At 59.1% G+C, this 23,667-nt stretch carries 28 protein-coding genes; 15 read left to right on the plus strand and 13 right to left on the minus strand.

Annotation, left to right across the window (positions count from 1 at the left end; all coding sequences use genetic code 11):
- Positions 1-81 precede the first annotated feature (81 nt).
- The 7 genes from AKL25_RS20965 to AKL25_RS20995 all read left to right on the plus strand — a co-directional run bounded on the left by AKL25_RS20965 (position 82) and on the right by AKL25_RS20995 (position 7,217).
- A complete protein-coding gene (locus AKL25_RS20965; RefSeq protein WP_050479648.1) occupies positions 82-846 on the plus strand; it encodes an AraC family transcriptional regulator in 765 nt (254 codons plus the stop codon).
- A gap of 271 nt (positions 847-1,117) precedes the next feature.
- A complete protein-coding gene (locus AKL25_RS20970) occupies positions 1,118-2,467 on the plus strand; it encodes an MFS transporter (protein ID WP_050479649.1) in 1,350 nt (449 codons plus the stop codon).
- Positions 2,468-2,583: 116 nt separating this feature from the next.
- Positions 2,584-3,312 (plus strand): DUF4197 domain-containing protein, encoded by a 729-nt coding sequence (locus AKL25_RS20975; RefSeq protein WP_157050719.1) that lies wholly within the window; start codon positions 2,584-2,586, stop codon positions 3,310-3,312.
- A 468-nt stretch (positions 3,313-3,780) separates the two neighbouring features.
- Entirely contained in the window at positions 3,781-4,494 is a 714-nt protein-coding gene (locus tag AKL25_RS20980) for an ABC transporter permease (RefSeq protein ID WP_050479650.1), read from the plus strand.
- A gap of 20 nt (positions 4,495-4,514) precedes the next feature.
- Positions 4,515-5,426 (plus strand): glycine betaine ABC transporter substrate-binding protein, encoded by a 912-nt coding sequence (locus AKL25_RS20985; protein WP_050479651.1) that lies wholly within the window; start codon positions 4,515-4,517, stop codon positions 5,424-5,426.
- A gap of 10 nt (positions 5,427-5,436) precedes the next feature.
- Positions 5,437-6,087, plus strand: coding sequence for an ABC transporter permease (locus AKL25_RS20990; RefSeq protein ID WP_050479652.1), 651 nt, complete (start codon positions 5,437-5,439; stop codon positions 6,085-6,087).
- A complete protein-coding gene (locus AKL25_RS20995; protein ID WP_050479653.1) occupies positions 6,084-7,217 on the plus strand; it encodes an osmoprotectant ABC transporter ATP-binding protein OsmV in 1,134 nt (377 codons plus the stop codon). The genes AKL25_RS20990 and AKL25_RS20995 overlap by 4 nt, the downstream gene beginning before the upstream one ends.
- Positions 7,218-7,288: 71 nt before the next feature.
- Here the strand turns inward: AKL25_RS20995 and AKL25_RS21000 are convergent, their stop codons facing one another.
- The 3 genes from AKL25_RS21000 to AKL25_RS21010 form a co-directional block, all read right to left on the minus strand.
- A complete protein-coding gene (locus AKL25_RS21000; RefSeq protein WP_050479654.1) occupies positions 7,289-7,768 on the minus strand; it encodes a GNAT family N-acetyltransferase in 480 nt (159 codons plus the stop codon).
- Between the two features lie 45 nt (positions 7,769-7,813).
- The gene (locus AKL25_RS21005; protein WP_007882225.1) at positions 7,814-9,214 is read right to left on the minus strand and encodes a DEAD/DEAH box helicase; all 1,401 of its coding nucleotides are present in this window, start codon (positions 9,212-9,214) and stop codon (positions 7,814-7,816) included.
- Positions 9,215-9,459: 245 nt separating this feature from the next.
- Complete coding sequence (locus AKL25_RS21010) at positions 9,460-9,777, minus strand: DMT family transporter (protein ID WP_050479655.1); 318 nt, start codon at positions 9,775-9,777, stop codon at positions 9,460-9,462.
- An 85-nt stretch (positions 9,778-9,862) separates the two neighbouring features.
- Here AKL25_RS21010 and AKL25_RS21015 point away from each other — a divergent pair, with 85 nt between their 5' ends.
- Positions 9,863-10,297 (plus strand): winged helix-turn-helix transcriptional regulator, encoded by a 435-nt coding sequence (locus AKL25_RS21015; RefSeq protein ID WP_050479656.1) that lies wholly within the window; start codon positions 9,863-9,865, stop codon positions 10,295-10,297.
- Between the two features lie 13 nt (positions 10,298-10,310).
- Here the strand turns inward: AKL25_RS21015 and AKL25_RS21020 are convergent, their stop codons facing one another.
- The 3 genes from AKL25_RS21020 to AKL25_RS21030 form a co-directional block, all read right to left on the minus strand.
- Complete coding sequence (locus tag AKL25_RS21020) at positions 10,311-11,066, minus strand: alpha/beta fold hydrolase (RefSeq protein ID WP_050479657.1); 756 nt, start codon at positions 11,064-11,066, stop codon at positions 10,311-10,313.
- 12 nt (positions 11,067-11,078) lie between these two features.
- Entirely contained in the window at positions 11,079-11,558 is a 480-nt protein-coding gene (locus AKL25_RS21025) for a VOC family protein (protein WP_050479658.1), read from the minus strand.
- Between the two features lie 124 nt (positions 11,559-11,682).
- On the minus strand, positions 11,683-12,480 hold the full coding sequence (locus AKL25_RS21030; protein WP_050479659.1) for an inositol monophosphatase family protein: 798 nt from the start codon (positions 12,478-12,480) through the stop codon (positions 11,683-11,685).
- Positions 12,481-12,668: 188 nt separating this feature from the next.
- Between AKL25_RS21030 and AKL25_RS21035 the strand changes: the two genes are divergently transcribed.
- Both AKL25_RS21035 and AKL25_RS21040 read left to right on the plus strand, forming a co-directional pair.
- Positions 12,669-13,442 (plus strand): RNA methyltransferase, encoded by a 774-nt coding sequence (locus AKL25_RS21035; RefSeq protein ID WP_050479660.1) that lies wholly within the window; start codon positions 12,669-12,671, stop codon positions 13,440-13,442.
- Entirely contained in the window at positions 13,439-14,161 is a 723-nt protein-coding gene (locus AKL25_RS21040) for a pseudouridine synthase (protein WP_050479661.1), read from the plus strand. Before AKL25_RS21035 ends, AKL25_RS21040 begins: the two co-directional genes overlap by 4 nt.
- A gap of 201 nt (positions 14,162-14,362) precedes the next feature.
- Here the strand turns inward: AKL25_RS21040 and hslO are convergent, their stop codons facing one another.
- The gene (gene hslO, locus AKL25_RS21045; RefSeq protein ID WP_050479662.1) at positions 14,363-15,283 is read right to left on the minus strand and encodes an Hsp33 family molecular chaperone HslO; all 921 of its coding nucleotides are present in this window, start codon (positions 15,281-15,283) and stop codon (positions 14,363-14,365) included.
- 80 nt (positions 15,284-15,363) lie between these two features.
- Positions 15,364-15,888, minus strand: coding sequence for a gamma carbonic anhydrase family protein (locus tag AKL25_RS21050; RefSeq protein WP_050479663.1), 525 nt, complete (start codon positions 15,886-15,888; stop codon positions 15,364-15,366).
- Positions 15,889-15,979: 91 nt separating this feature from the next.
- Here AKL25_RS21050 and AKL25_RS21055 point away from each other — a divergent pair, with 91 nt between their 5' ends.
- On the plus strand, positions 15,980-16,834 hold the full coding sequence (locus AKL25_RS21055; protein ID WP_050479664.1) for a ferritin-like domain-containing protein: 855 nt from the start codon (positions 15,980-15,982) through the stop codon (positions 16,832-16,834).
- Between the two features lie 148 nt (positions 16,835-16,982).
- Positions 16,983-17,306 carry a hypothetical protein gene (locus AKL25_RS21060; RefSeq protein WP_050479665.1) on the plus strand — a complete coding sequence of 108 codons (324 nt, stop codon included), beginning with the start codon at positions 16,983-16,985 and terminating at the stop codon, positions 17,304-17,306.
- 51 nt (positions 17,307-17,357) lie between these two features.
- On the opposite strand, the gene AKL25_RS21065 is transcribed toward AKL25_RS21060, so the two are convergent.
- From AKL25_RS21065 to AKL25_RS21085, 5 genes are all read right to left on the minus strand, one after another.
- Positions 17,358-18,323: an esterase/lipase family protein gene (locus AKL25_RS21065; RefSeq protein ID WP_050479666.1), complete on the minus strand. Its 966-nt coding sequence runs from the start codon at positions 18,321-18,323 to the stop codon at positions 17,358-17,360.
- A gap of 76 nt (positions 18,324-18,399) precedes the next feature.
- Positions 18,400-18,891: an RDD family protein gene (locus AKL25_RS21070; protein ID WP_050479682.1), complete on the minus strand. Its 492-nt coding sequence runs from the start codon at positions 18,889-18,891 to the stop codon at positions 18,400-18,402.
- A gap of 232 nt (positions 18,892-19,123) precedes the next feature.
- Positions 19,124-19,765, minus strand: coding sequence for a DUF3106 domain-containing protein (locus tag AKL25_RS21075; RefSeq protein WP_050479667.1), 642 nt, complete (start codon positions 19,763-19,765; stop codon positions 19,124-19,126).
- Positions 19,766-19,789: 24 nt separating this feature from the next.
- Positions 19,790-20,200 (minus strand): DUF3619 family protein, encoded by a 411-nt coding sequence (locus AKL25_RS21080; protein ID WP_050479668.1) that lies wholly within the window; start codon positions 20,198-20,200, stop codon positions 19,790-19,792.
- The gene (locus AKL25_RS21085) at positions 20,197-20,766 is read right to left on the minus strand and encodes an RNA polymerase sigma factor (RefSeq protein WP_050479669.1); all 570 of its coding nucleotides are present in this window, start codon (positions 20,764-20,766) and stop codon (positions 20,197-20,199) included. The genes AKL25_RS21080 and AKL25_RS21085 overlap by 4 nt, the downstream gene beginning before the upstream one ends.
- Before the next feature lie 526 nt (positions 20,767-21,292).
- Between AKL25_RS21085 and AKL25_RS21090 the strand changes: the two genes are divergently transcribed.
- The 3 genes from AKL25_RS21090 to AKL25_RS24330 all read left to right on the plus strand — a co-directional run.
- Positions 21,293-23,011 (plus strand): acetolactate synthase 3 catalytic subunit, encoded by a 1,719-nt coding sequence (locus tag AKL25_RS21090; RefSeq protein WP_050479670.1) that lies wholly within the window; start codon positions 21,293-21,295, stop codon positions 23,009-23,011.
- Between the two features lie 2 nt (positions 23,012-23,013).
- A complete protein-coding gene (ilvN, locus tag AKL25_RS21095) occupies positions 23,014-23,505 on the plus strand; it encodes an acetolactate synthase small subunit (protein ID WP_007882202.1) in 492 nt (163 codons plus the stop codon).
- Positions 23,506-23,577: 72 nt separating this feature from the next.
- A partial coding sequence (locus AKL25_RS24330) for a hypothetical protein (RefSeq protein ID WP_157050713.1) occupies positions 23,578-23,667 on the plus strand: 90 nt, incomplete at its 3' end.

Consider the following 23,667-nt stretch of genomic DNA (forward strand, 5'->3'; position numbering starts at 1 on the left):
TGGAATCGAAAAGTCCGTCGCGTGCTAACATGCCTTCGCTTGTTGCAAAAGTGACAGGCGCCATTTTTCTTGCGCATGCCCATGGATACCTCCAACTACCACCACCTGATCGACTCCAATGCTCCCGCCGCTGCGCTGGCGATCGACTATCCGCACGGCCATGTCATCGAATCGCACCGTCATGCTTACGCGCAGTTGCTGTATGCGATCGAAGGCGTGCTGGTGGTGGAGACGGCGGAGGGGCGCTGGGTAGTGCCGCCGACGCGCGGCGTCTGGTTGCAGCCGGAAGTCGATCATCAGGTGCGCATGCGCGGCGACGTCAAGATGCGCACGGTGTTCGTCAACATGCAGGAGCTGCCGAACCTGCCGCAGCAGAGCTGCGTGCTCGATATTCCACCCTTGCTGCGCGAGCTGATCGTGGCGGCGGTCGGCATCGGTCCCGAGCTCAATGCCGATACGCGCGACTGGCATTTGCTGCGTCTTCTGGTGCACGAGTTGCGGTCGGTGCCGGTGTTGCCGCTGTACCTGCCGCTGCCGGCAGATGCGGGCCTGCGCAGGATTTGCGAAGCGCTGATGGCACAGCCGGACGAGACCGCGACCATCGATGCGCATGCGGAACAACTGGGCATCGCCACACGCACATTTCACCGTCTGTTTTTGCGTGAAACCGGCATGCGCTTCAGTCACTGGCGACAGCAGGCGAGGTTGTTGCTCGCGCTGGAAAATCTCGCGCGCGGCGACAAGATCATCGACGTCGCGCTGGACCACGGCTACACCAGCCAGAGTGCATTTGCGGCGATGTTCAAGAAGCATTTCGGCATGTCGCCGAGCCGCTTTTTCCGCTGAATTGTCGCTGACTTTTCGTTGATTTTTAGATGAATGGCGTTGTTGTGTTTTAACGAAAACGTCAACGATTTGTCAGTAAAATTTCCTGTCCGCAACGCCGGACGCGCAAGTGGTGTAAACTGGCCGGACCTTAGAAGGCTGTCAGAAGCGAGGCCGGTAGCACCGCAGCAGCAACCAGGCCCGCCGAAACAGCCCGAACCCTTTCCAGTCGTACCGCATCAACGTGTCTCCCTCGCTTATCGTTCCGCTCATTGTCGGCTGTGCGCTGTTCATGGAAAACATGGACGTCACGGTCATCGCCACTTCCTTGCCCGCGCTGGCGCGCGACCTTGGACAGGATCCCATCACCCTGAAACTTGCCCTGACCTCGTATGTGGTCAGCCTCGGCGTGTTCATTCCGATTTCCGGCTGGGTGGCGGACCGGGTTGGCGCAAAGACGATTTTCCGCTCGGCGATGATCACCTTCATGGCGGGCTCCATCCTGTGCGCCTTGTCCAACACCTTGTTCACCTTCGTGGCCGCGCGCTTTTTGCAAGGCATCGGCGGCGCGATGATGGTGCCGGTGGGGCGCATCATCATCGTCCGCTCCGTATCCAAGGCCGAGCTGGTCAAGGCGATCAGCTATCTGACGCTGCCGTCCTTGCTGGGGCCGGTGATCGGGCCGCCGCTGGGCGGTTTCATCACGACCTATTTCCACTGGCGCTGGATCTTCCTGATCAACATTCCGATGTGCATCCTCGGCCTGTATCTGGCCGGCCGCTATATCGAGAATTTCCGCGAGCCCGACGCCGCGCCGCTCGATATGAAAGGCTTTCTGCTGACCGCTTGCGGCGGCGGGGTGGCGATGCTGGGCTTTTCGCTGATCGGCAATCACCTGATACCGCAAGAGTGGCCGATCATCATGTGCGTGGTCGGGTCGATAGCCCTGTACTTTTACTTCCGCCATGCGATGCGCGTCGAGCATCCCTTGCTCGACCTGCGCTTGCTGAAGATCCCGACGCTGCGCGCCAGCGTACTGGGCGGTTCGCTGTTTCGCGTCGGGCTGGGCGCTGTGCCTTTCCTGTTGCCGCTGGCGCTGCAGGAGGGGCTGGGGCTTAATCCGTTTGAAGCCGGCACGATTACCTGTGCCTCGGCATTCGGCGCCATGTTCATGAAGGCGCTGGCCTCGACGGTGCTGCGTCGTTACGGCTTTCGCACGGTGCTGATGTTCAATGCGGTATTCGCCGGGATGGCGATCGCGTCGTACGGGCTGTTCTCTTCGCACACGCCGTATCTGGTGATGCTGCTGTCGGTGTTGCTGGGCGGCTTCTTCCCTTCGCTGCAATTCACCTGCCTGAATTCGATTGCTTACGCGGACATCAGCAATCGCGATGCCGGACGTGCAACCAGTCTTGCCAGCGTGGTTCAGCAATTGTCGCTGGGCATGGGCGTGACGATTGCCGGTCTGGTGCTGCAGATTTCCAATTACGTGCAAGGCCATGCCACGATTGTTGAGGCAGACTTCTGGCCGGCCTTCCTGGTGGTGGGCTTGTTCTCGGTCGCGTCGGTGCCGGTGACCAGGCGCCTGCCGCACAATGCGGGGCGGGAGCTGACGCACGGTAAAGCGACGACCGGCAAGTAGAGTGCCAATAAATCGACGTTCAATCGACATGTAATCCACATGTAATCGACATTCAGCGATGGCCTTGCGAGCAGGGCGCGTATTATGATGGCACGGTCATTTTTTACGGAGCCGCCATGCCTCGCATTCCTTTCAAGCCTTCTTTCCATTCCTCTTTCAAGCCGGTCAAACACGGCGCCATCGCTGCGGGCCTGGTCCTGTGCAGCACGCTGGTGTTTGCCTTCTCACTGTCGGACATCAGCAACCAGGATGCCACCAGCGGCCTGAAAGCGGCGCTGGAAAAGGGCGCCAACGTCGCCGTTTCCAAACTCGGCGTCGAGAACGGTTTCCTCAACAACGACAAGGTCAAGATTCAGTTGCCGGGACCTTTGCAACAAGCGATGCCGTTGCTGAAGATGACCGGGCAGGGCCAGAAGCTGGACGATCTGGTGGTGTCGATGAATCGCGCCGCCGAGTCCGCCGTGCCGCTCGCCAAGCCTTTGCTGATCAACGCGGTCAAGTCGATGTCGGTGACGGACGCGAAGAATATCCTCTCCGGCGGCGACACCTCGGTGACGGATTTCTTCCGCCAGAAGACCTCGACGCCGCTGGGCGAAAAATTCCTGCCCATCGTCAAGAAAATTACCGATCAAAACGGCCTTTCGGCCAAGTACAACTCCACCATGGGGCAAGTCGCGAAGACCGGCCTGGTGTCGGGCGAGCAGTCGACCGTCGAAGGCTATGTCACCCAGCGTTCGCTTGACGGTTTGTTCTACATGATCGGCGAAGAAGAAAAAGCCATACGCCGCGATCCTGTCGGCGCCGGCAGCGCCATCATCGGCAAGGTGTTCGGCGCGTTGAAATGAGGCTTGCGAGTCGTTCGGCCTCGGGACAAACTGGGCTGATTTCGGACGTAGAAATTACTTCGCACCAATAAAAACCGGCATAAAAGCCGGTTTTTTTATATCTACAGATCTGGTGGTTATGACTACTTGAAATGTCATTGCTAGACTTCATTAAGCAATTCGGTTATAGTGATGGCTGTCCCAGCGACAAATCTTGTTCAACTACTAAGTAATTCCTGACCCGTCTACGGGTTGTCTCGTTCTCCGGCATGCTGTTTTTCTTGCAGGCCGGGATGCATAAATCGTCGATCGCGCAGCTTTTGTTTCACTGCCGTCGATTTCATCGCCGCTTCTTGCGGCATCGGTTCGTATCCAAACGATCTGCCCTGCGGGGGCAAGCGAACCACGAAAAATAGTCAAACGCGCTGTCGCGGTTTCGGTATCGGCATTTCATTGATCTCGACCATGGCGGCCACACAGGGGGTAACCATGACGCGATGTTTCCGCAACGTCATCGGTGGCGCAGCCGTTTCCGTGCTCGTCATCGCCGGCCTGATCCAATGGATCGGCATGGACGTGATCATTCAATACCGCAGCGACCTGATCTACTACACCGGCAAGCATTTGCAGCTGGTGGCGTGGTCGATGCTGCTGGCCATGGCAGTCGGCATTCCGGCCGGCATCCTGCTCAGCAGACCGTCGGTGGCGCGTCGCGCCGAGTATTTCATCCAGATCTTCAATATCGGCAACACGATTCCATCGATTGCCGTCTTGGCGTTGGCGCTGGCTTTTTTCGGCATCGGCAACTGGCCGTCCATCATCGCCTTGTGGCTGGCGTCGCTGCTGCCTATCGTGCGCAATACCTTCGAAGGCCTGAAGAACGTGCCGGCGGCCATGCGCGAAGCCGCCAAAGGCATCGGCATGAAACCCTATCAGGTGCTGTTTCGCGTGGAGCTGCCGAACGCCTTGCCGATCATCGTCGGCGGCATTCGCACGGCGCTGGTGATCAACGTCGGCACCGCGCCACTGTCGATGCTGATCGGCGGCGAGAGCCTGGGCGGCCTGATCTTCCCCGGCATTTATCTGAACAACCATGGCCAGTTGCTGCTGGGCGCTGCCGCCACCGCCTTGCTGGCCTTGCTGCTGGACGCGATGGTCAGCCTGCTGAGCAACTGGTATCTGTCGCGCCGAGGCCTGGCATAACAATCAAGGGGAATCGCACCATGAACAAACCATATTTCGCCCGCGCCTTTGCCGCGCTGGGCATGATGTTGGGTCTGTTGGCCGCAGGGCAGTCGCAGGCTGCCAGCCTGGTTGTCGGCGGAAAAAATTTTACCGAGCAACTGATCCTGTCGCAGATGACGGCGCAATACCTGCGCGCCAAAGGCTACGACGTCGATCTCAAGAACGGCCTCGGTTCGACGCTCATGCGCAAGGCGCAGGAAAGCAATCAGCTCGACATCGTCTGGGAGTACACCGGCACCTCGTTGATCGTCTACAACCACGTCGATGAAAAACTCGATGCCGAAGAGACTTACGAACGCGTCAAAACGCTCGACAAGAAAATCGGACTGATCTGGCTCAACGAATCCGCGCTCAACAATACCTATGCCTTCGCCATGCCGCAAAAACTGGCCGATGCGCTGGGCATCAATACGCTGGAAGATCTCGCCCGGCATATCACGCAAGAACAGCAGGCCGGCGGCAAGCCGAACCTGATAGGCGTCGACTACGAGTTTGCCTCGCGTCCCGACGGTCTCGACCCGATGCAGAAACTGTACGGCTTCCAGCTCAACCGCAGCGAAGTCAAGCAGATGGATCCGGGTCTGGTCTACACCGCCTTGCGCAACGAGCAGCTGTATGCCGGGCTGACGTATTCGTCGGACGGCCGCATCAAGGGTTTCAATCTCAAACTGCTGGAAGACAACAAGGCTTACTTCGCCCCTTACAAGGCGACGCCGGTAGTGCGCCAGGAAGTGCTGGAAGAAAATCCCGAACTGGCCGAGCAGCTCAACGCGCTGTCCGCCGCCATCGACACCGACAAGATGACCGAGCTGAACAAGCGCGTCGACATCGACCAGGAGCCGGTGGGCAAGGTCGTCACCGAATTCCTGCAGCAGCAGGGTCTGATCTGAGGAGCCGGCCATGAACCTGATCCAATACCTCACGAGCGACTGGCACAACATCCTCAACCTGACGCTGCAACACCTGAAACTGGTCGGCATTGCCGTCAGTCTCGCCATCGTCATCGGCGTGCCGCTGGGCATCGCGATCACGCGGCATCGCTGGCTGGCGACGCCCTTGCTCGGGCTTGCCACCGTAGTGCTGACCTTGCCGTCGATTGCCTTGTTCGGGCTGATGATTCCGGTGTTCTCGCACTTCGGCGCCGGCATCGGCCCGCTGCCGGCAATCACTGCCGTATTCCTGTACTCGCTGCTGCCGATCATGCGCAACACCTATCTTGCGCTCGACAACATCGACAGCAGCATCCAGGAAGCCGGCATCGGTATCGGCATGACCTTCTGGCAGCGCCTGCGCATGGTGGATCTGCCGCTGGCGGTGCCGGTGATTCTCGGCGGCGTGCGTACGGCCGTGGTGATGAACATCGGCGTGATGGCGATTGCCGCCGTGATCGGCGCGGGTGGACTGGGCGTGCTGATCCTGCATGCGATCAGCCAAAGCAATATGCAAAAACTGGTTGTGGGCGCCGTGCTCATCAGCGTGCTGGCGATTGTCGCCGACGTGCTGCTGCAAGGCCTGCAACGACTTCTGACACCGAAAGGACTGCAAAAATGATCGAACTCGACCAACTCAGCAAAACTTATACGCAAAAAGACGGCAATCAGGTCAAGGCCGTCGATTCCGTCAGCCTGAAAGTGGCCGAGGGCGAGATCTGCGTTTTCCTCGGCCCGTCCGGATGCGGCAAGACCACGACCCTGAAAATGATCAACCGGCTGATTGCGCCGACATCGGGCCGCGTATTGTTGAACGGCGAAGACACGACCGGCATCGACGAAGTCAGCCTGCGCCGCCACATCGGTTACGTGATCCAGCAGATCGGGTTGTTCCCGAACATGACCATCGAAGAAAACATCACCATCGTGCCGCGCCTGCTCGGTTGGGACAAGAAGCGTTGCCGCGAGCGCGCGACCGAGTTGATGGCGATGGTGGCGCTGGATCCGGCGAAATTCCTCAAGCGTTATCCGCGCGAGCTGTCGGGCGGCCAGCAGCAGCGCATCGGCGTGATTCGCGCGCTGGCGGCGGATGCGCCGGTGCTGTTGATGGATGAACCGTTCGGTGCGGTCGATCCGATCAATCGCGAATCGATCCAGAACGAATTTTTCCAGATGCAGCGCCAGCTCAACAAGACGGTGATCATGGTCAGCCACGACATCGACGAAGCGATCAAGCTGGGCGATCAGGTTGCGATTTTCCGTGCCGGCAAGCTGGTGCAGTTCGATCATCCCGATACCTTGCTGGCGCGTCCCAAGGATGATTTCGTCAGCGCCTTCGTTGGCCAGGATCACACGCTGAAGCGCCTGCTGCTGGTGCGCGCCGGGGATGCCGCAACGACGCCGGCGACCGCGCGTCCCGACTTGCCGTTGCAGGATGCGATGACGCTGATGGACGATCAGGACGCACGCTATCTGACCATCACCGACAGCGACAATCGCGCGCTCGGCTACGTCAGCCGTCGCGACATCCGCGGCGTGCAGGGCGTGAGCGGCGACAAGGTCAGGCCGTTCACGCTCAACGCTGCGCCGGATGAGAATTTGCGCGTGGTGCTGTCGAAGATGTACAAGCACAGCGCCAGCTGGATGCCGGTGATCGACGCCGAAGGGATGTATCTGGGGGAAGTGACGCAGGATTCGATTGCCGACTATCTCAGTTCGGGCAAGTCGCGCGGGCAGAAGCTGGCGGCCTGAGGCCTTGCTGTTTCCGTAACGTCGTAATGAAAAAGCCCCGGATGTCCGGGGCTTTTTTACGTTCTTTAGCGTTACAGCAGGCGATGCATGAAGATGGCTTTGCCGGTGGTCGGATTCAGTTCATATCCGCTGAAGCCGCTGCTTGCATACAGTGCGCGAGCGACCGTATTGCCTTCCAGGACTTCCAGCGTGATCTTGCAGCAGGCGAGTTCGCGTGCGCAGGCTTCGACCGCCTGCATCAACTGTTTGGCAATGCCGCGTCCGCGATAGGCAGGCGCAACGGCAAAGTCGTGGATGTTGAGCAGCGGCTTGCAGGCGAAGCTGGAAAAGCCTTCGATGCAATTGGCAAATCCGGCCGGCGTGTCGCCGTCGAACGCCAGGAACACATGCACGGAAGGGCGCTTGCGCAATTCATCGATCAGATGGGCGCGGACGAAATCGGTGATGCCTTCGCCGCCGCCCATCAGATCGGACGCATAGGCATCGAGCATGTCGAGAATGGCGACGCCATGTCGCGGATTGTTGAGATCAGCCTTGATGACGTCGATCATTTCTGCCACTTCGATACCTCTGCCGTTTAGTCGAAAGCAGCTATTTTACCTGCCGCGACCGCCCGAACGATGTGTCGCTGCCGACGGACGTGCAGCCGGTCCGCGGTTTTGTGCAGGACCCTGGCCTTGAGGCTTGGCAGGGCCGCCTTGACGCGGCTTGGCCGATTGCGACTGACCTTGGCCTTGACCTGCACCGCCGGATTTCTTCGGCTGCTGCGAGCGACCGCCGCCACCGCCGCCGCCCTGGCGACGCTGACCGCCGCCACCACCGCTGCGCAGTTGAATCGGTTGCGGCTTGGCCTTAGGATCAGGCTCGAAACCGGGAATGATTTCGACCGGGATTTCGCGCTTGATGAAGCGTTCGATGTCGTGCAGCATGTCGCGCTCGTCAACGCACACCAGCGACACGGCAGAGCCGGTTGCGCCGGCGCGGCCGGTACGGCCGATACGGTGGACGTAATCTTCCGGCACGTTCGGCAGATCATAGTTGACCACGTGCGGCAACTGGTCGATGTCGATACCGCGCGCGGCGATGTCGGTGGCGATCAGCGCTTGCAGCTTGCCGTCCTTGAACTCGGCCAGCGCGCGGGTGCGGGCAGCCTGGCTCTTGTTGCCGTGGATCGCCATGGCGGTGATGCCGTCGCGTTCCAGTTGTTCAACCAGCTTGTTGGCGCCGTGCTTGGTGCGGGTGAACACCAGCACTTGGGTCCATTTGTGCGTGTTGATCAGGTGCGCCAGCATCGGATGCTTCTTGTCGCGGTCGACCGGGTGGATCTTTTGGCCGATCACTTCGACGGTCGAGTTGCGGCGCGCCACTTCGATCATGGCAGGCGAATTCAGCAGGCCGTCGGCCAGCGCCTTGATCTCGTCGGAGAAGGTGGCCGAGAACAGCAGGTTCTGGCGCTTCTTCGGCAGGATCGCGAGGATCTTCTTGATGTCGCGGATGAAGCCCATGTCGAGCATGCGGTCGGCTTCGTCCAGGATCAGGACCTGGATATTGCGCAGGTCGACCGTGTTTTGCTGCATGTGATCCAGCAGACGTCCCGGTGTCGCGACCAGGATGTCGACGCCTTGCTTGAGTTGGCGAATTTGCGGATTGATGCCGACGCCGCCGAAGATGCAGGCGGAAGTCAGCGGCAGATACTTGCCGTACAGGCGGACGCTTTCTTCAACCTGCGCTGCCAGTTCGCGTGTCGGGGTCAGGATCAGTGCGCGGATCGGCACATGACCGTTGATCTTGACGCGCTCGACCGACGACAGGCGTTGCAGCAGCGGCAGCGTGAAACCGGCGGTTTTACCCGTACCGGTTTGCGCGCCTGCCAGCAAGTCGCCGCCGGCGAGCACTGCAGGAACGGCTTGCGTCTGAATCGGAGTTGGCGTGGTATAGCCTTGTTCGGTTACGGCACGAACGATTTCCTCGGAAAGACCGAGAGATGAGAATGACATAGTGGAATTTAAAAATATCGGCCTGTCGCCGCAGTGGGCGCCAGTCGCAGGCAAACGGGATTGAAACGTCGGGAGGACAGCGGACTTTGACTGGAGAATGTGCCGCACGGGGCGCAGTATAACAGGTGAACAGCTGTGCAGCGGATAAATCTTGGCGGGTGTTGCAGGACGGCTTGCGACGGTCGCCTCCGGCATTGTTCTTGTTGTCTTGCGAACAATGCGGGAGCGACTTGTTGAGCTGTGGCTCAGGCGTCCAGCAGGCGCAGGCCGATGGTGCCGGCGATAATCAGGGCGATGCATAGCAGGCGCAACGGCGACAAGGCATCGTTGAACAGGTAAATGCCCAACACCGCCACGCCGACCGAGCCGGTGCCGGTCCAGATGGCGTAAGCGGTGCCGGCCGGCAGGTTGCGCATCGCCAGCGTCAGGAACAGCACGCTGCAGGCCGCGGCGCCGATGCCGATCAGGCTGGGCGTGAGCCTGGTCCAGCCGTTTGCATACTTGAGCGCGATCGCCATGATAATTTCCACTACACTTGCCAAAGACAGGTAAATCCAAGACATTTGTTTCTCCGTGAAGAATCGATTGAACAGGCGCTCAGCATAGGCAGGCGCTGAACACGCAACAAGTACGTACTTTTTGGTAACCATGAAACCGGCAAACAAAATTTCCGCAGAAGAACCGCAAACCGATATTTACAGCCTCGCCTGCCCGTCGCGCAAGGCGCTGGAACTGGTCGGCAGCAAATGGGCCTTGCTGATTTTTCCTGCGCTGGCGGCAGGGCCGATGCGCAACAATGCCTTGCTGCGCAAGATCGAAGGCATCTCGCAAAAAATGCTGACGCAGACCTTGAAAGAGCTGGAGCGCAACGGCCTGGTGACGCGCTGCAATCTTGAGACGGCGGCGCCGCACGTGGAGTACGAATTAAGCCCGCTGGGCGAATCGCTGAGCGAGACGCTGATCGCTCTGGACAATTGGGCAGAACGTCATCACAGCGATTTGCAGCGTGCGCGTGAGCAGTTCGACAGCGATGAAAAAGCCGGCGAACAAGTCGCCGGCCGTATCGTGCATAAGTTGAAATAATCTGATCGGTAAATCAGCCTGACTGTGTAGCCAGAAAATCCAGCACCGGCGGCAACACCAGCTTGCTCTGCATCAGTCCGCCGAAATGCGTCACGCCCGGCAACGAGACGAAGGAGGCGCGCTGCAGCAATTCGGTGCAGCGCTTCACTGCGGCATGGCGCGCATCGGCGTCGCCGCAAAACATCAGGCAGGGCATGTCGATCAGCGGCAGCAATTCTTCCATTGAAGCGCGCTGCTGTTGCGCCGCTGCCGCCAGCGCCTGCAAGTCGTTGGCGCGGATCATCATCTTTACTTCGGCGGAAATCCGCTCGTTGAGCACCGACTCGAAGGCGTTGATGAAGGCTGCCGGGTCGGTGCCGTCGAGTCCTTTGAAGACGTTCCAACTGGTGTCGGCATAAGGATGTGCCGCGCCGAGGATCAGCGAGCGCAGGCGCTGCCGCGCATGGCGCACCATGCCGTAACCGACCCAGCCGCCCAGCGAGTAGCCGCAGTAGTTGACCTTGTCGATGGCGAGGTGGTCGAGTATCGCGACCACGTCTTCGGTGCGCTGCTGCAGGGTGTAGGCGTTGGTGTCGTGCGGCTTGTCGCTCAGGCCATGGCCGAGGGCATCGATGGCGATGACGCGATAGTGTTGCTGCAAGACATCGGTGAAACCGAAAAAACGCCAGGCTTGCGAACTGCTGGTGAAGCCGTGGTGCAGGAGCAGGTCAGGACCTGCGCCGCTGATTTCATAATGGATGCGCCGGCCGGCGCTGGTGACAAATGGCATGGAGCAGGGCGCTTAGGCTGGAGTGGGTTTGCACTTCTTGAGCAGCGCTTGCGAGCGGCTGCGGATTTCTTCGTTGGACAGGTCTTCCTTGTGCGTGGCGATCGACCAGATGTGGCCGTAAGGATCGCGCAGCATGCCGGAGCGGTCGCCGTAGAACTGGTCCTGCACGGCGCGCAGTTTGGCGGCGCCCATGGCGATGGCCTGGCTGAAGACGGTGTCGACGTCGTCGACGTAGATCAGCATGCTGACGCCGGCGCCGCCCAGCGTCTTGGGGCAATGGATACCCATTTCGATGAACTCGTCGGCCAGCATGACGCGGGCGTTGCCGATCTGGATTTCAGCGTGCCAGATTTTGTTGTGGGGGCCGTCGAGGCGCATGACTTCGGTCGCGCCGAAGGCTTTTTCGTAAAACGCAATGGCGCTGGCGGTGTCGGAAACGATCAGGTAAGGCGTGACGCTGCTATAGCCTTCGGGAATGGGATTGACTGCCATGCTCGTCTCCTTGGGTGGCTGGGAAGTGCTGCAAATCGAATTGAATCGCAGCGCCTCCCTGGCGTGACTTGGTGACTGCTCCGGCTCTCCGACCGGATTGTTATGCTGAACTGAAGTCTGAATCTTATGCGAATTCGGACAGCAAATTGACTTGCTGCGAGAAAATCTTTGGATTGCCGGCCAGGACGTCGCCCTTGTACAGGTAATCGGCTTCGCCCTTGAAGGTGCCGACGATGCCGCCTGCTTCCGTCACCAGCAGCGAACCGGCGGCGATGTCCCAGGGCTTCAGGCCTTTTTCGAAGAAGCCGTCGAGACGGCCGGCGGCGACGTAGGCCAGGTCCAGCGCAGCGGCGCCCGGACGGCGCAGGCCGGCGCAGCTTTCGGTCATGATCTTGAACATCTTCATGTATTCGTTCAAACCGTCCATGTCGCGGAACGGGAAGCCGGTGCCGATCAGGCCGTCGGCGATCTTGTCGCGCTTGCTGACGCGGATGCGCTTTTCGTTCAGGTAGGCGCCGGCGCCTTTGGAGGCGGTGAACAGGTCGTTGCGGGTAGGGTCGTAGACCACGGCTTGCGTGATGATGCCGCGCTGTTGCAGCGCGATCGAGACGCAATATTGCGGGAAGCCGTGGATGAAGTTGGTGGTGCCGTCGAGCGGATCGATGATCCAGACGTTTTCATTTTCGTCGTGCAGGTTGGCCGATGCGCCGGACTCTTCCGCCAGGATGGCGTGGTCGGGATAAGCGGTCTTCAGGACCTCAATGATGGCGTCTTCCGCTGCCTTGTCTACTTCGGTGACGAAGTCGTTGTGCTGCTTCTTGGTGACCTTGAGCAGGGAGACGTCGAAGGACGCGCGATTGATGACGGCGGCGGCGCGGCGGGCAGCCTTGATCGCCGTATTGAGCATTGGGGGGATAAGCATCCTGAGGGTTCCGTTAAAATGGCGTCTTCGCCGTCGGTTTCGTTACCGTCGGGAGAAGTTGCACAACAATGAAATTAATGAGCGGTGCACCGTCCGAGAATTGCCAATTTAACATCAAAATGGCATTGCCGAGCCTGTTTTTGGGCTGGCTTACGAGGTTTTCGGGCGTGCGAATACCGCTATTTTAAATGAACACGCCCAAAATCGATAATTCTGTTTTCAAGCGCCTGCGTTTCGTGTTGGTGGAAACCAGCAGTCCAGGCAACATCGGCGCGGCTGCCCGCGCCATCAAGACCATGGGGTTCGGCGAGCTGGTGCTGATCAATCCGCGGTTTCCCAATGCAGTGCAGGAGGAGGCTGCGGTCGCTTTCGCCAGCGGCGCGCAGGACGTCTTGTCCGGCGCCCGCATCGTGGCTAGCATCGAGGAGGCGCTGCAGGATTGCAACTTTGCCGCTGCGATCAGTGCCCGCCTGCGCGAGTTTTCGCCGCCGGTGGTGACGCCGCGCGCGATCGCTGAACAGGTCGCCGGCGACACCGGTCTGAAGGCCGCGCTGATCTTCGGCAACGAGCGCTTCGGTTTGCCCAATGAGCTGGTGCAGAAATGCAACGTCTTGATCAATATTCCGGCCAATCCCGACTATTCGTCGCTCAATCTGGCGCAGGCGGTACAGGTGCTGGCCTATGAGTTTCGCATGGCGGAGCTGGGCGATCGCAAGCAGGCGACCGATATCGGCTTTCAGGGCGAAATGGCCGGCGTGGCGGAGATCGAGGGCATGTTCCGGCACCTGGAAGAAGCACTGGTGGCCATTGAATTCCTCAAGCCCGACAGCCCCAAGAAACTGATGCCGCGCCTGAAGCGTTTGTTTTCGCGCACGCAGCTGGAAACCGAAGAGGTCAATATCCTGCGCGGCATCGCCCGCCAGATTCTGACACCCAAACAAGAAAGAAAGCCCAAGGAATGAGCAAGTTGAGTCTGGATCGCATCCTGCAATCGCAAGGTTTCGGATCGCGCAAATATTGCCGCTCGCTGATCGAAGACGGCGAAGTCGCCATCAACGGCGAAGTGGTCGATGATTATCGTTTGACGCCGGATACCGAAGGTCTGGTTTTTACGCTGTTCGAGGAAGAGTGGACTTATCGCGAACACGTTTATATCGCGCTGAACAAACCGGCCAATTTCGAATGCTCGCGCAAGCCCAGCCATCATCCGGGCGTGCTGACGATTTTGCCGGAGCAGTTTTCCTGGCGCGACGTGCAGCCGGTCGGCAGGCTGGATCATGACACCACCGGCTTGCTGCTGATGTCGGATGACGGCTCGTTCATCCATGCGCAATCCTCGCCCAAACGCCATGTGCCGAAAGTCTATGCGGCAACCACGCACGATGCGGTTACGGATGAGTTGATTGCGCAGTTGCTGGGCGGCGTGCAGCTGCACGACGAGCCCGCCCCTTTGGCTGCGGTGACGTGCCGCAAGCTCGATACGCATCTGCTCGAGATCGTGCTGGAGCAGGGCAAATACCATCAGGTCAAACGCATGCTGGCCGCGGCCGGCAATCATTGCAGCGCCTTGCGCCGCGTCGCCATCGGCGGTTTGCAACTGGATGCGCTGGAGCTGGAAGAGGGCGAGTGGTGCTATCTCGATGCGGCGCAACTGGCCTTGCTGGCGCCGGCTCAGGCCTGATTTTTTTCTGGCGGAGTCTGCTGCGCGCTCTGTCCGTAAATCATTTCCGGGCTGTCGTCCCAGCGAACGCTGGGACACAGTGGCGTGTCCGGTGACGAGGGACGGTGTGTGCGGAACGAAAGACGCTGGGTCCTGACTTTCGTCAGGACCCAGCGTCGGTGAGGCAGGCACTACAGGGAGAAACAGGCCGCGCCGTAGAAATCAATGGCGTGTGTCAGTGTGCGGCACGGCGTCGGCAGGTGTTTCAGGCAGGAACAAGTGGGCGCAATCCACCGCGTCGAACTCGTAGTGCTGACCGCAGAAGTCGCAGCTGATGCCCAGTTTTTCCTGGCTTGCCAGCGCATCTTCAATCTCTGCTTGGCCCAGCATTTTCAGCATGCTGCCAACTTTTTCGCGCGAGCAGGAGCAGTGGAATTCAGGATGCTCCGGTTCGAAAACGCGAATGGATTCTTCCCAGAACAGGCGGCGCATCAGCGTTTCGATATCGGTGTTCAGGAGCTCTTCGTTGCGCAAGGTGTTGCCGAGCATGGAGAGGCGATTCCAGGTTTCCAGTTCTTCCGCAGGCGCGTTTTTGCCGCCCTGTGTCGGCAGTTTTTGCAGCAGTACGCCGCGCGCAACTTCGCCGTTGGCGGCCAGCCACAGCTTGGTGTCGAGTTGTTCGGAACGCAGCATGTAGTTTTCGATGACGGTCGCGATGTTGTCGCCGTCCAGCGGCACGATGCCTTGATAGGCCTGCTGGCCGGGCATCTTGTCCTTCGGATCGAGCGTGATGGCAAAACGGCCGTCTCCGTTGGCGTTGACCAGCTGCTCCAGCGTGGCGTCTTCCGGCACTTCTGCGCCTTCGACGACTTTGGCGGTGGCGCGCAGGCGCAACTCGGAGTCGCACTCAACCACCAGCAGTTTGACCGGACCGTCGCCGTGGATCTGCATGACGATCATGCCGTTGAATTTGAGATTGGCCGACAGCAGCGCAGCGGCCGACAGCATTTCGCCGAGCAGCGTTTTCACCGCGATCGGATAGTCGCGGCGCGCCAGGATCTGTTGCCAGGTCGCAGAAATTTCCACCAGCTCCCCGCGAACCGGTGCGTCTTCAACCATGAATTTTTGCAGCGTATCTTTCATTGTTTCTTTCTATTGCTTGCTGATGCCCACGAGAGGCGGCTGAGGCCGCGTCGTGCTGCTTGCCTTGTTTTAATGACGCGTCAGGCGATGCGTTTGAGACTGGTTTTGAACAATTGCGCGCGTTCGACGTAACCGTCGGTGCCGGCGCGCATGCGGGCGATGTCTTCTTCCGTCAGGGTGCGCACGGCTTTGGCAGGCGAACCGATGATCAGCGAGTTGTCCGGAAACTCCTTGCCTTCGGTAACCAGCGCGCCGGCGCCGACCAGGCTGTTCTTGCCGATTTTGGCGCCGTTGAGCACGATGGCCTGAATGCCGATCAGTGCGCCTTCGCCGATGGTGCAGCCGTGCAGCATGGCCTGGTGACCGACGGTAACGTTCTTGCCGATATGCATCGGGTAACCGACGTCAGTGTGCAATACTGCACCCTCCTGAACGTTGCTGTTTTCACCGATGGTGATTAATTCATTGTCGCCACGGATACTGACGTTGAACCAGACGCTGGCGTGCTCTTCGAGCCTGACCTTGCCGACCACGACGGCCGACTCGGCGACGTAGGCGGTTTCCGCGATTTCCGGCGTGTCTTGTTCCAACTTGTAAATTGCCATAATAAAATTGTCTCCTCGGTTAATCGAGAACACAGACATCCATATTGGGACGGACTGTGTTGCATCAACCCGTCATTTTACCGCTGCTTGTATGAATTCACCTTTGAACCAGCCCTTGAGCGCCAATTTGCCTGGCGACAATCTTTTTATTGCGACCGAATTGCGTACCGGAGCCCTGCATTGCCTGCTCCAGACCGAGAGCGCCATCAAGGTTGCCAACGTCCGGGCGCTGGCAAGCGCGTGGCATGCGGGCGGCCTGGCGCTGGATCGTGCGGTCGCCTTGTCGGCGGATGGCGCGGCTATTCCCGGCCGGCCTGAGCAGCCGGAACTAGTGTCGCCGTTGCAGGTAAAGCATCGTTCCATGGTGACGGATGAGGGACGCGCCGCCATGATCCATGCGCTGGCGCATATTGAATTTAATGCAATCAATCTGGCGCTGGATGTGATCTGGCGCTTTCCGGATATGCCGGAGGCGTTTTATGTCGACTGGCTGCAGGTCGCGAGCGAAGAGGCGTACCACTTCTCCTTGCTGGAGGCCCACTTGCAGGTGCTGGGCCATGCCTACGGCGATTTCCCGGCGCACAACAGCTTGTGGGATATGGCCGAGAAAACGCGTCTGGATATCCTGGCCCGCATCGCGCTGGTGCCGCGGACGATGGAGGCGCGCGGGCTGGATGCCGCACCGCCGGTGCGCAACAAGCTGGCGCAGGCAGGCGATCAGGCAGCGGCGGAGATTCTCGACATCATCATGCGCGATGAAATCGGCCACGTCGCCATCGGCAACCGCTGGTATGGCTGGCTGTGCAGGCAACGCGGTCTTGATCCGATTGCAACGTTTGCGGACTTGTCGCTGGCGTTCAAGGCGCCGGTGATGCGCGGCCCGTTCAACATGAAGGCGCGCCGTGCCGCAGGTTTTACGGAGGAGGAACTGGCCTTGATGGTGTAACGATGGCGCGTTCGAACTTTGCGTGCATCGGGAGGATATTTTTACGTTTTTGAGGTGTCTGAGGCAAACGGGCTCGGGCAACGTGCTATCGTGCCGCAGGATGTTTTCCACACGTCCGTCGGGCGGTTCTGATTTTGAAAGGGTAAATATGAAATTGATTAAATTGATGGGCGCGGCGTTGGCAATCGGTGCGGTGGCGTTGGCGGTGTCCGCCTGCCAGAAGAAAGAAGAAACTCCGGGCCCGGCGGAAACGATGGGCAAGCAACTCGACAGCGCGGTGAAGAACGCCGGCGATCAGGCCGCCGTGGCAGCCGACAAGGCGCAGGACAAGGCCAGCGAAGCCGGTCAGAAACTCGATCAGGCGATGAGCAAGGCCAAAGACGAAGCCAAGGACCTGACGCAAAAGGCTGGAGAGAAGATCGAAGCCGCCGGCCAGCAGATTCAGGACGCGGCCAAAGACGCCAAGAAGTAAGCAGAGAGGTCCGCAGACCCGCGATACGCCTGTGCGGCGTGCCGGGATCGTTCAGGAAACCCGCATTTCTCCATGCGGGTTTTTTATTTTGTCGGCCTTGTGGATCTCTTCGATGACCAGCGCCTGGATGGTCGGATCGAGCGCCAGGGCGACGTGGCCGATGCCGCTGATGGGAATGTTTTCCGCACCGGGCAATTGGGACGAGATTTGCGGCGATACGATGTTGTCGTGATGCGAATAAATCGACAGGATGACCGCCCGCGTCGCCGGGTTTTCGGTGGCGGCCAGTTTGTGCAGCCATTCGCTGCTGGTGCCTTCTTCCGCACGGCCTAGCCAGTTCATTTCGCCGCAATTGATGCCGATGCCGAAGTTGGCGATGGTGGTGCCGTGATGCGGCGTGCCAAGGGTGATGACTTTGGCGATATTGGTATGGCCGTGGTCGCGCAGATAGGCGCGCGCCGCCAGGCCGCCCATGCTATGCGCGACGATGACGATCTTGTCCTGGCCGCTTTCGGTGACCAGGCGCTGCACGGCTTCGTGCACGATGGGCGCATAGCCGTCGATGCTGCCGAACACCGGCTCCATGTCGACCGCGTAGTGCGTGATGTGGGCCTCGCTGAGCGCCTGGCTCATCCAGTGCCAGTAGCCGCTGTTGCAGCCGTAGCCGTGAATCAGCAAGACCGGCAGGGATGTGGTGTCGGTGAAGATGCGTTTGTCGAAACGCTGGAAAGGCATGCCCCAGGAAGAGCACACCATGGTGGCGCAGTATTCGCCGGCAAATAACCTGAAAATGCCCGGCCAGGTCAGCTCCGGCGTATGGGCGGACTTGGCGCGGTACGGCCAGGTCAGGAAGAAACTGTTGGCCGTGATGGACGCGCGGAACGCTGCGACCAGCGCGATGCTGAAGACGATCGCAAGAGGAACGTTGGTGACGTGCAGCTTGACGAGCAGGAGATAGAACAGAATGCCAACGCCAAATTGGGTGAGCAGCAAGGTTCTGGCGATGCGGGCGATCATGCAGCGGCGGCCTCGTGAAGATGAGCAAAACGGCTAGCGTAACAGGATTGCATGACCGTTTTGTTTCAGTGTGTCCTTATTGTTTCTTTTTCCGGGGATTCAGATCGACGAGGCGCGTGCCGGCAATCCTGTCGTGCAGGAATTGGCGCTGCGGGTCGAGATAGGCCAGTGCCGCCCAAATGACCAGGTTGGCGACGGGAACCCCCACCAGCATCCAGTTTTTTGCGCCCAGGGCCCAGGCCAGCGCCAGGCCGGGAATGAACCACAGCCAGCTCAGCAGGAAACGGGCCAGCGCACGCAGCGCGCCGACCGGCAAGCCGTCAGCGCCGACCAGGCGTATGCGCCAGGTTTTCATCGCCAGCGTCTGGCCGCCGTGGGTCCAGAACCAGATGAAATACAGCCCCAGGATGACGAACAGCCAGCTCTCCAGCGCGTGACGCAGGTACAGGGCATGGCGTTGCTGGAGCAGGGTGGAAAACAGCCATGCCGAAATGAACAGCACGCCGAACAGCAGCATGGCTTCGTACAGCATGCTGCACAGGCGGCGTCGAAGGGAGGGCGTGGGCATGGTCTGCGATGTCTGGTTCGATGTGCTGTGCAATGTGGCGCTCAAGGCAGTCTCTTCTCTTGATGATCAATCTGGCGGGCAGCCGGATGGGCGCTGCGCCAGGCGGCATAAGGGGCTCATCATACGCGGCGTCATTTGTGTTCGCCATGAAAAAATGCCATGCCGGCGTTCTTGCGCGGACATGGCATTTTACGTTCGTGCCCGGAATGCTTCGTGCGGGCTGCAGTTCAGTTTATTTTGCGTCGACCGGCGCCGGTGCAGCCACTGGCGGAGCGGCTGCCGGCTGCGGCACCAAGGTTTGTTCAAGCGCTTCCTGCGGCAGCTGGATCGTCGGTGCGGCCTTGCTTTGCGTTGCAGGCAAGGCGGCAACATGCTTCGGCAGTTTGGCTTGCGACAGTTTCTTCTTCTGTTCTTCCGACAATTGCTGGTATTCCTTCCACTGGGCCGATTTCTTGTCGGCGTCCAGCTTCTTGGCGCGGGTATAGCTTTCGCGAACCGAGCGGCGCTGCACAGGAGTCAGTTTGACCCAGTCGCGCATGCGCTCCTGAATGCGGTCTTGTTCGGGCTGGCTCATGGAGGCGAATTTGTTGCCGATGACCAGCCACTTTTCCTTGCTGCTGAAGGACATTTTGTTCCATTCGCCGGCCAAAGGCGCCAGCGCATGCTGTTGCGCCGGGTTGAGTTCGGTCCAGGTCGGTTTGGAATCGGGTTTTCTTGCAACCTTCGATGGAGTAGGTTGCGACGCTGACGGTGCAGTTGTTGCTGCCGGTGCCGGAGAGGGGCCTTGAGCCAGAGCCGTGGCGCCGGCCAGGCAGGCAAGCAGGGCGACAATCGCAACAGGAAGGTTCAGGATCTTGCGTGTTGCGTTGCTCATTGAAGTCCGGATACGCACCATCAATTATTCGCCTTGCTGCGCCAGATAGGCGTTGAAACCGTGATCAAGATAGGCCGACAGCGGCAATTCATCCGACAGCACGCCGGCATCGATTTCAGCCAGTTCGCTGATGCGTTGCTTGTGTTCGTGCTCGTACAGGCCGGCAAACAGCATGACGCCGGCCAGCAAGGGAATGGCGACGCCCAGGCGGCCGAGCCAGGCGAACGATTGCGGCTCGCGGAAGCTGCCGCCCATGGCGCCGGCCAATGCAAACTGCGGCACTACGGCGCGAACCGGAGCGGCTTTTTTCTTGCGGGCAAGCGCAACGCGGCGTGCTTCAGCCAGGCTTTGCGTGGTGGATTCGGGCAAGTGTTCCAGATTGGCATCCAGAGCACGCTTTACCCGGTAGGCAAATTGCAGTTCTTTGTTGTTCATAATGTGATTCCTTTAGCCCGGAGTGCTTGAGCCAGGGCGTGTGTGGCGCGAGAACAGTGGGTTTTGACGCTGCCTTCGGAACATCCCATTGCAGCAGCCGTTTCTGCGACATCCATGTCTTGCCAGTAACGCATGAGGAAAGCTTCGCGTTGACGAGTCGGGAGTTTTTGTACTTCGGCGTCAATCAATGCGAGCGTTTGTTCGCGTTCAACCTTGTCTGCGCTGGACTCCGCTGCTTCCGTGCCTTCTTCCGCTTCATAGCTTTCCAGCAGGTCAAAGTCTTCCTGGCTCTCGGTATCGCGGCCGATACTGGAGAACAGGCTGACCCAGGTGGTGCGGACCTTTTCCCGGCGGAAGAAATCGTGGATGGTATTTTGCAGGATGCGTTGAAACAGGAGGGGGAGTTCATTGGCCGGCTTGTCGCCATATTTCTCGGCCAGCTTGATCATCGCATCCTGGACGATGTCGAGCGCGGCTTCATCTTTGCGCACGGCGTAGACGGCCTGTTTGAAGGCGCGGCGTTCGACATTTTCGAGAAAATCGGAGAGTTCTTTGTCAGTTGCCATGCAATGCGGCTTGTGGATGTGCAGCCGGGAATAGATGAATCGAATGCATTTCCGACATGTTGGTCGAATGTACGGATTTGTAACAAGAGCGCATGCTAGCAAAAAAGCCCTTGTTTGTGGTGGTGTTTATAGGAAATCCGCAATTTCCCGGCGGTTTTGCGGCTTGTTCAAAGAAATTCGCTTGACCAAAATGATGCGACGCATTAACGTGTCAGTCCGCTTCATCAACATGAAGTTCTATGGTCTTTACCGTGGCTACGCATAATGTAGCGATTGTCAAAGACGCGCTTTATTGAAAAGCTGTTTGTTCTAACCCGCGCCACAAGCGCGAGAAATTCGTAACGGTGTACTTGCACCAAGGCTGAACGAGTCGCGCTGAGCGGCATTTTGAACCCCACTACGGTTGGGGCGCAGAAATGACGTGACCGCACAAAGAAGGGATGCCGGAGGAAGCAAGTCGACCAGTGCGATTTCGTCAGGAGAGAACATCCGATCAATCTCCAATGGACCTTGAAAGGAAGTAGTAATGAGTGCAGAAAACCTCACCGGTGCGGAGATACTCGTCCGTTGCCTGGCTGAAGAGGGCGTTGAGCACGTCTTCGGCTATCCCGGTGGCGCCGTTCTTTATATTTACGACGCTATCTTCAAGCAAGACAAATTCCAACATATCCTGGTACGCCACGAGCAGGCTGCGGTGCATGCAGCGGATGCCTATTCGCGCAGCTCCGAAAAAGTCGGCGTCTGCATCGTGACTTCCGGTCCCGGCGTCACCAATGCGGTGACCGGTCTGGCGACCGCGTACATGGATTCGATCCCGATGATCGTGATTTCCGGCCAGGTGCCTTCGACCGCCATCGGTCAGGATGCTTTCCAGGAATGCGACACCGTCGGCATCACGCGTCCCTGCGTCAAGCACAACTTCCTGGTGAAGGATGTGAAAGACCTTGCGGCGACGATGAAGAAAGCATTCTATATCGCCACAACCGGCCGTCCAGGTCCGGTGCTGGTCGATATTCCCAAAGACATCTCGATGCATACCTGCGCTTACGATTATCCGAAAAGCGTGGAGATGCGTTCGTACAAGCCGGTCGACAAGGGCCACTCGGGTCAGATCCGCAAGGCGTTGCAGTTGCTGCTGACGGCAGAGCGTCCGATGATCTACACCGGCGGCGGCGTGATCCTGGCAAATGCCGCACCCGAGCTGAACAAGCTGGTCGATCGCCTGGGCTTCCCTTGTACCAACACGCTGATGGGACTGGGCGCGTACCGTTCCACCAGCGACAAGTTCGTCGGCATGCCGGGCATGCACGGTACGTATGAAGCCAACATGGCGATGCAGCACAGCGACGTGCTGATCGCTATCGGCGCGCGCTTCGACGACCGCGTGATCGGCAACCCCAAGCACTTTGCGTCGAACGCCCGCAAGATCATTCATATCGACATCGACCCATCGTCGATTTCCAAGCGCGTCAAGGTCGACATTCCTATCGTCGGCAACGTCAAGGACGTGCTGCAAGAGTTGCTGACGCAGCTTGATGCATCCGAAACCAAGCCGAATGCGCCTGCTGTCGCCAACTGGTGGAAGCAGATCAACAAGTGGCGCGAGCGCGATTGCCTGAAGTTCGCGACCTCGGATGAGTTCATCAAGCCGCAAGCCGTGATCCAGAACGTGTGGGAAATCACCAAGGGCGACGCTTTCATCACCTCCGACGTCGGCCAGCATCAGATGTGGGCGGCGCAGTACTACGGCTTCGACAAGCCGCGCCGCTGGATCAATTCCGGCGGTCTGGGCACCATGGGTGTCGGCTTGCCGTACGCCATGGGCGTGCAAAAAGCCAATCCTGACGCGACTGTCGCCTGTATCACCGGCGAAGCGTCGATCCAGATGTGCATCCAGGAGCTGGCGACCTGCAAGCAATACCACCTGACGCCAAAGATCATTCTGCTGAACAACCGTTTCCTCGGCATGGTTCGCCAGTGGCAGCAAATCGATTACGGTTCGCGCTACTCCGAGTCGTACATGGACTCCTTGCCCGACTTCACCAAACTGGCGGAATCGTATGGTCACGTCGGCATGAAGATCGAGAAACCGGGCGATGTGGACGGTGCGCTCAAGGAAGCGTTCGCCATGAAAGACAAGCTGGTCTTCATGAACTTCATTACGGATCAAACCGAAAACGTCTGGCCCATGGTCAAGGCGGGTAAGGGTTTGACTGAAATGCTCTTGGGTTCGGAGGATCTGTAATCATGCGCCATATTGTTTCTGTACTGCTGGAAAACGAAGCCGGCGCTCTGTCCCGTGTTGTGGGTCTGTTCTCCGCACGCGGCTATAACATCGAGACTCTGACTGTTGCACCTACCGAAGACGCCACCTTGTCGCGCATGACCATCGTGACTAGCGGCTCGGACGACGTGATTGAACAAATCACCAAGCACCTGAACCGCCTGATCGAGGTGGTGAAGGTCGTGGATCTGACTGAAGGCGCGCATATCGAGCGCGAACTGATGCTGATCAAGGTACGTGCCGTGGGCAAGGAGCGTGAAGAAATGAAGCGTACGGCGGATATCTTCCGCGGTCGCATCATTGATGTCACTGAAAAAACCTACACCATCGAATTGACAGGCAACAAGGGTAAGTTGGACGCGTTTATCGACTCGATCGACCGTGCAGCGATTCTTGAGACCGTTCGTACCGGCGGCTCCGGCATCGGCCGCGGCGAACGGATCCTCAAAGTCTGATTGACGTTGATCGTCGATACGCGGCGAATCAGCATTCACCATTTTTAAAAATTAATTAAATTAGGAAAAATCATGAAAGTTTTTTACGACAAAGACGCAGACCTGTCCCTGATCAAGAACAAGAACGTGACCATCATCGGTTACGGTTCGCAAGGCCATGCG

The sequence above is a fragment of the Herbaspirillum rhizosphaerae genome (assembly GCF_001189965.1).
In the GTDB taxonomy this organism is placed as follows: domain Bacteria; phylum Pseudomonadota; class Gammaproteobacteria; order Burkholderiales; family Burkholderiaceae_D; genus Herbaspirillum; species Herbaspirillum rhizosphaerae.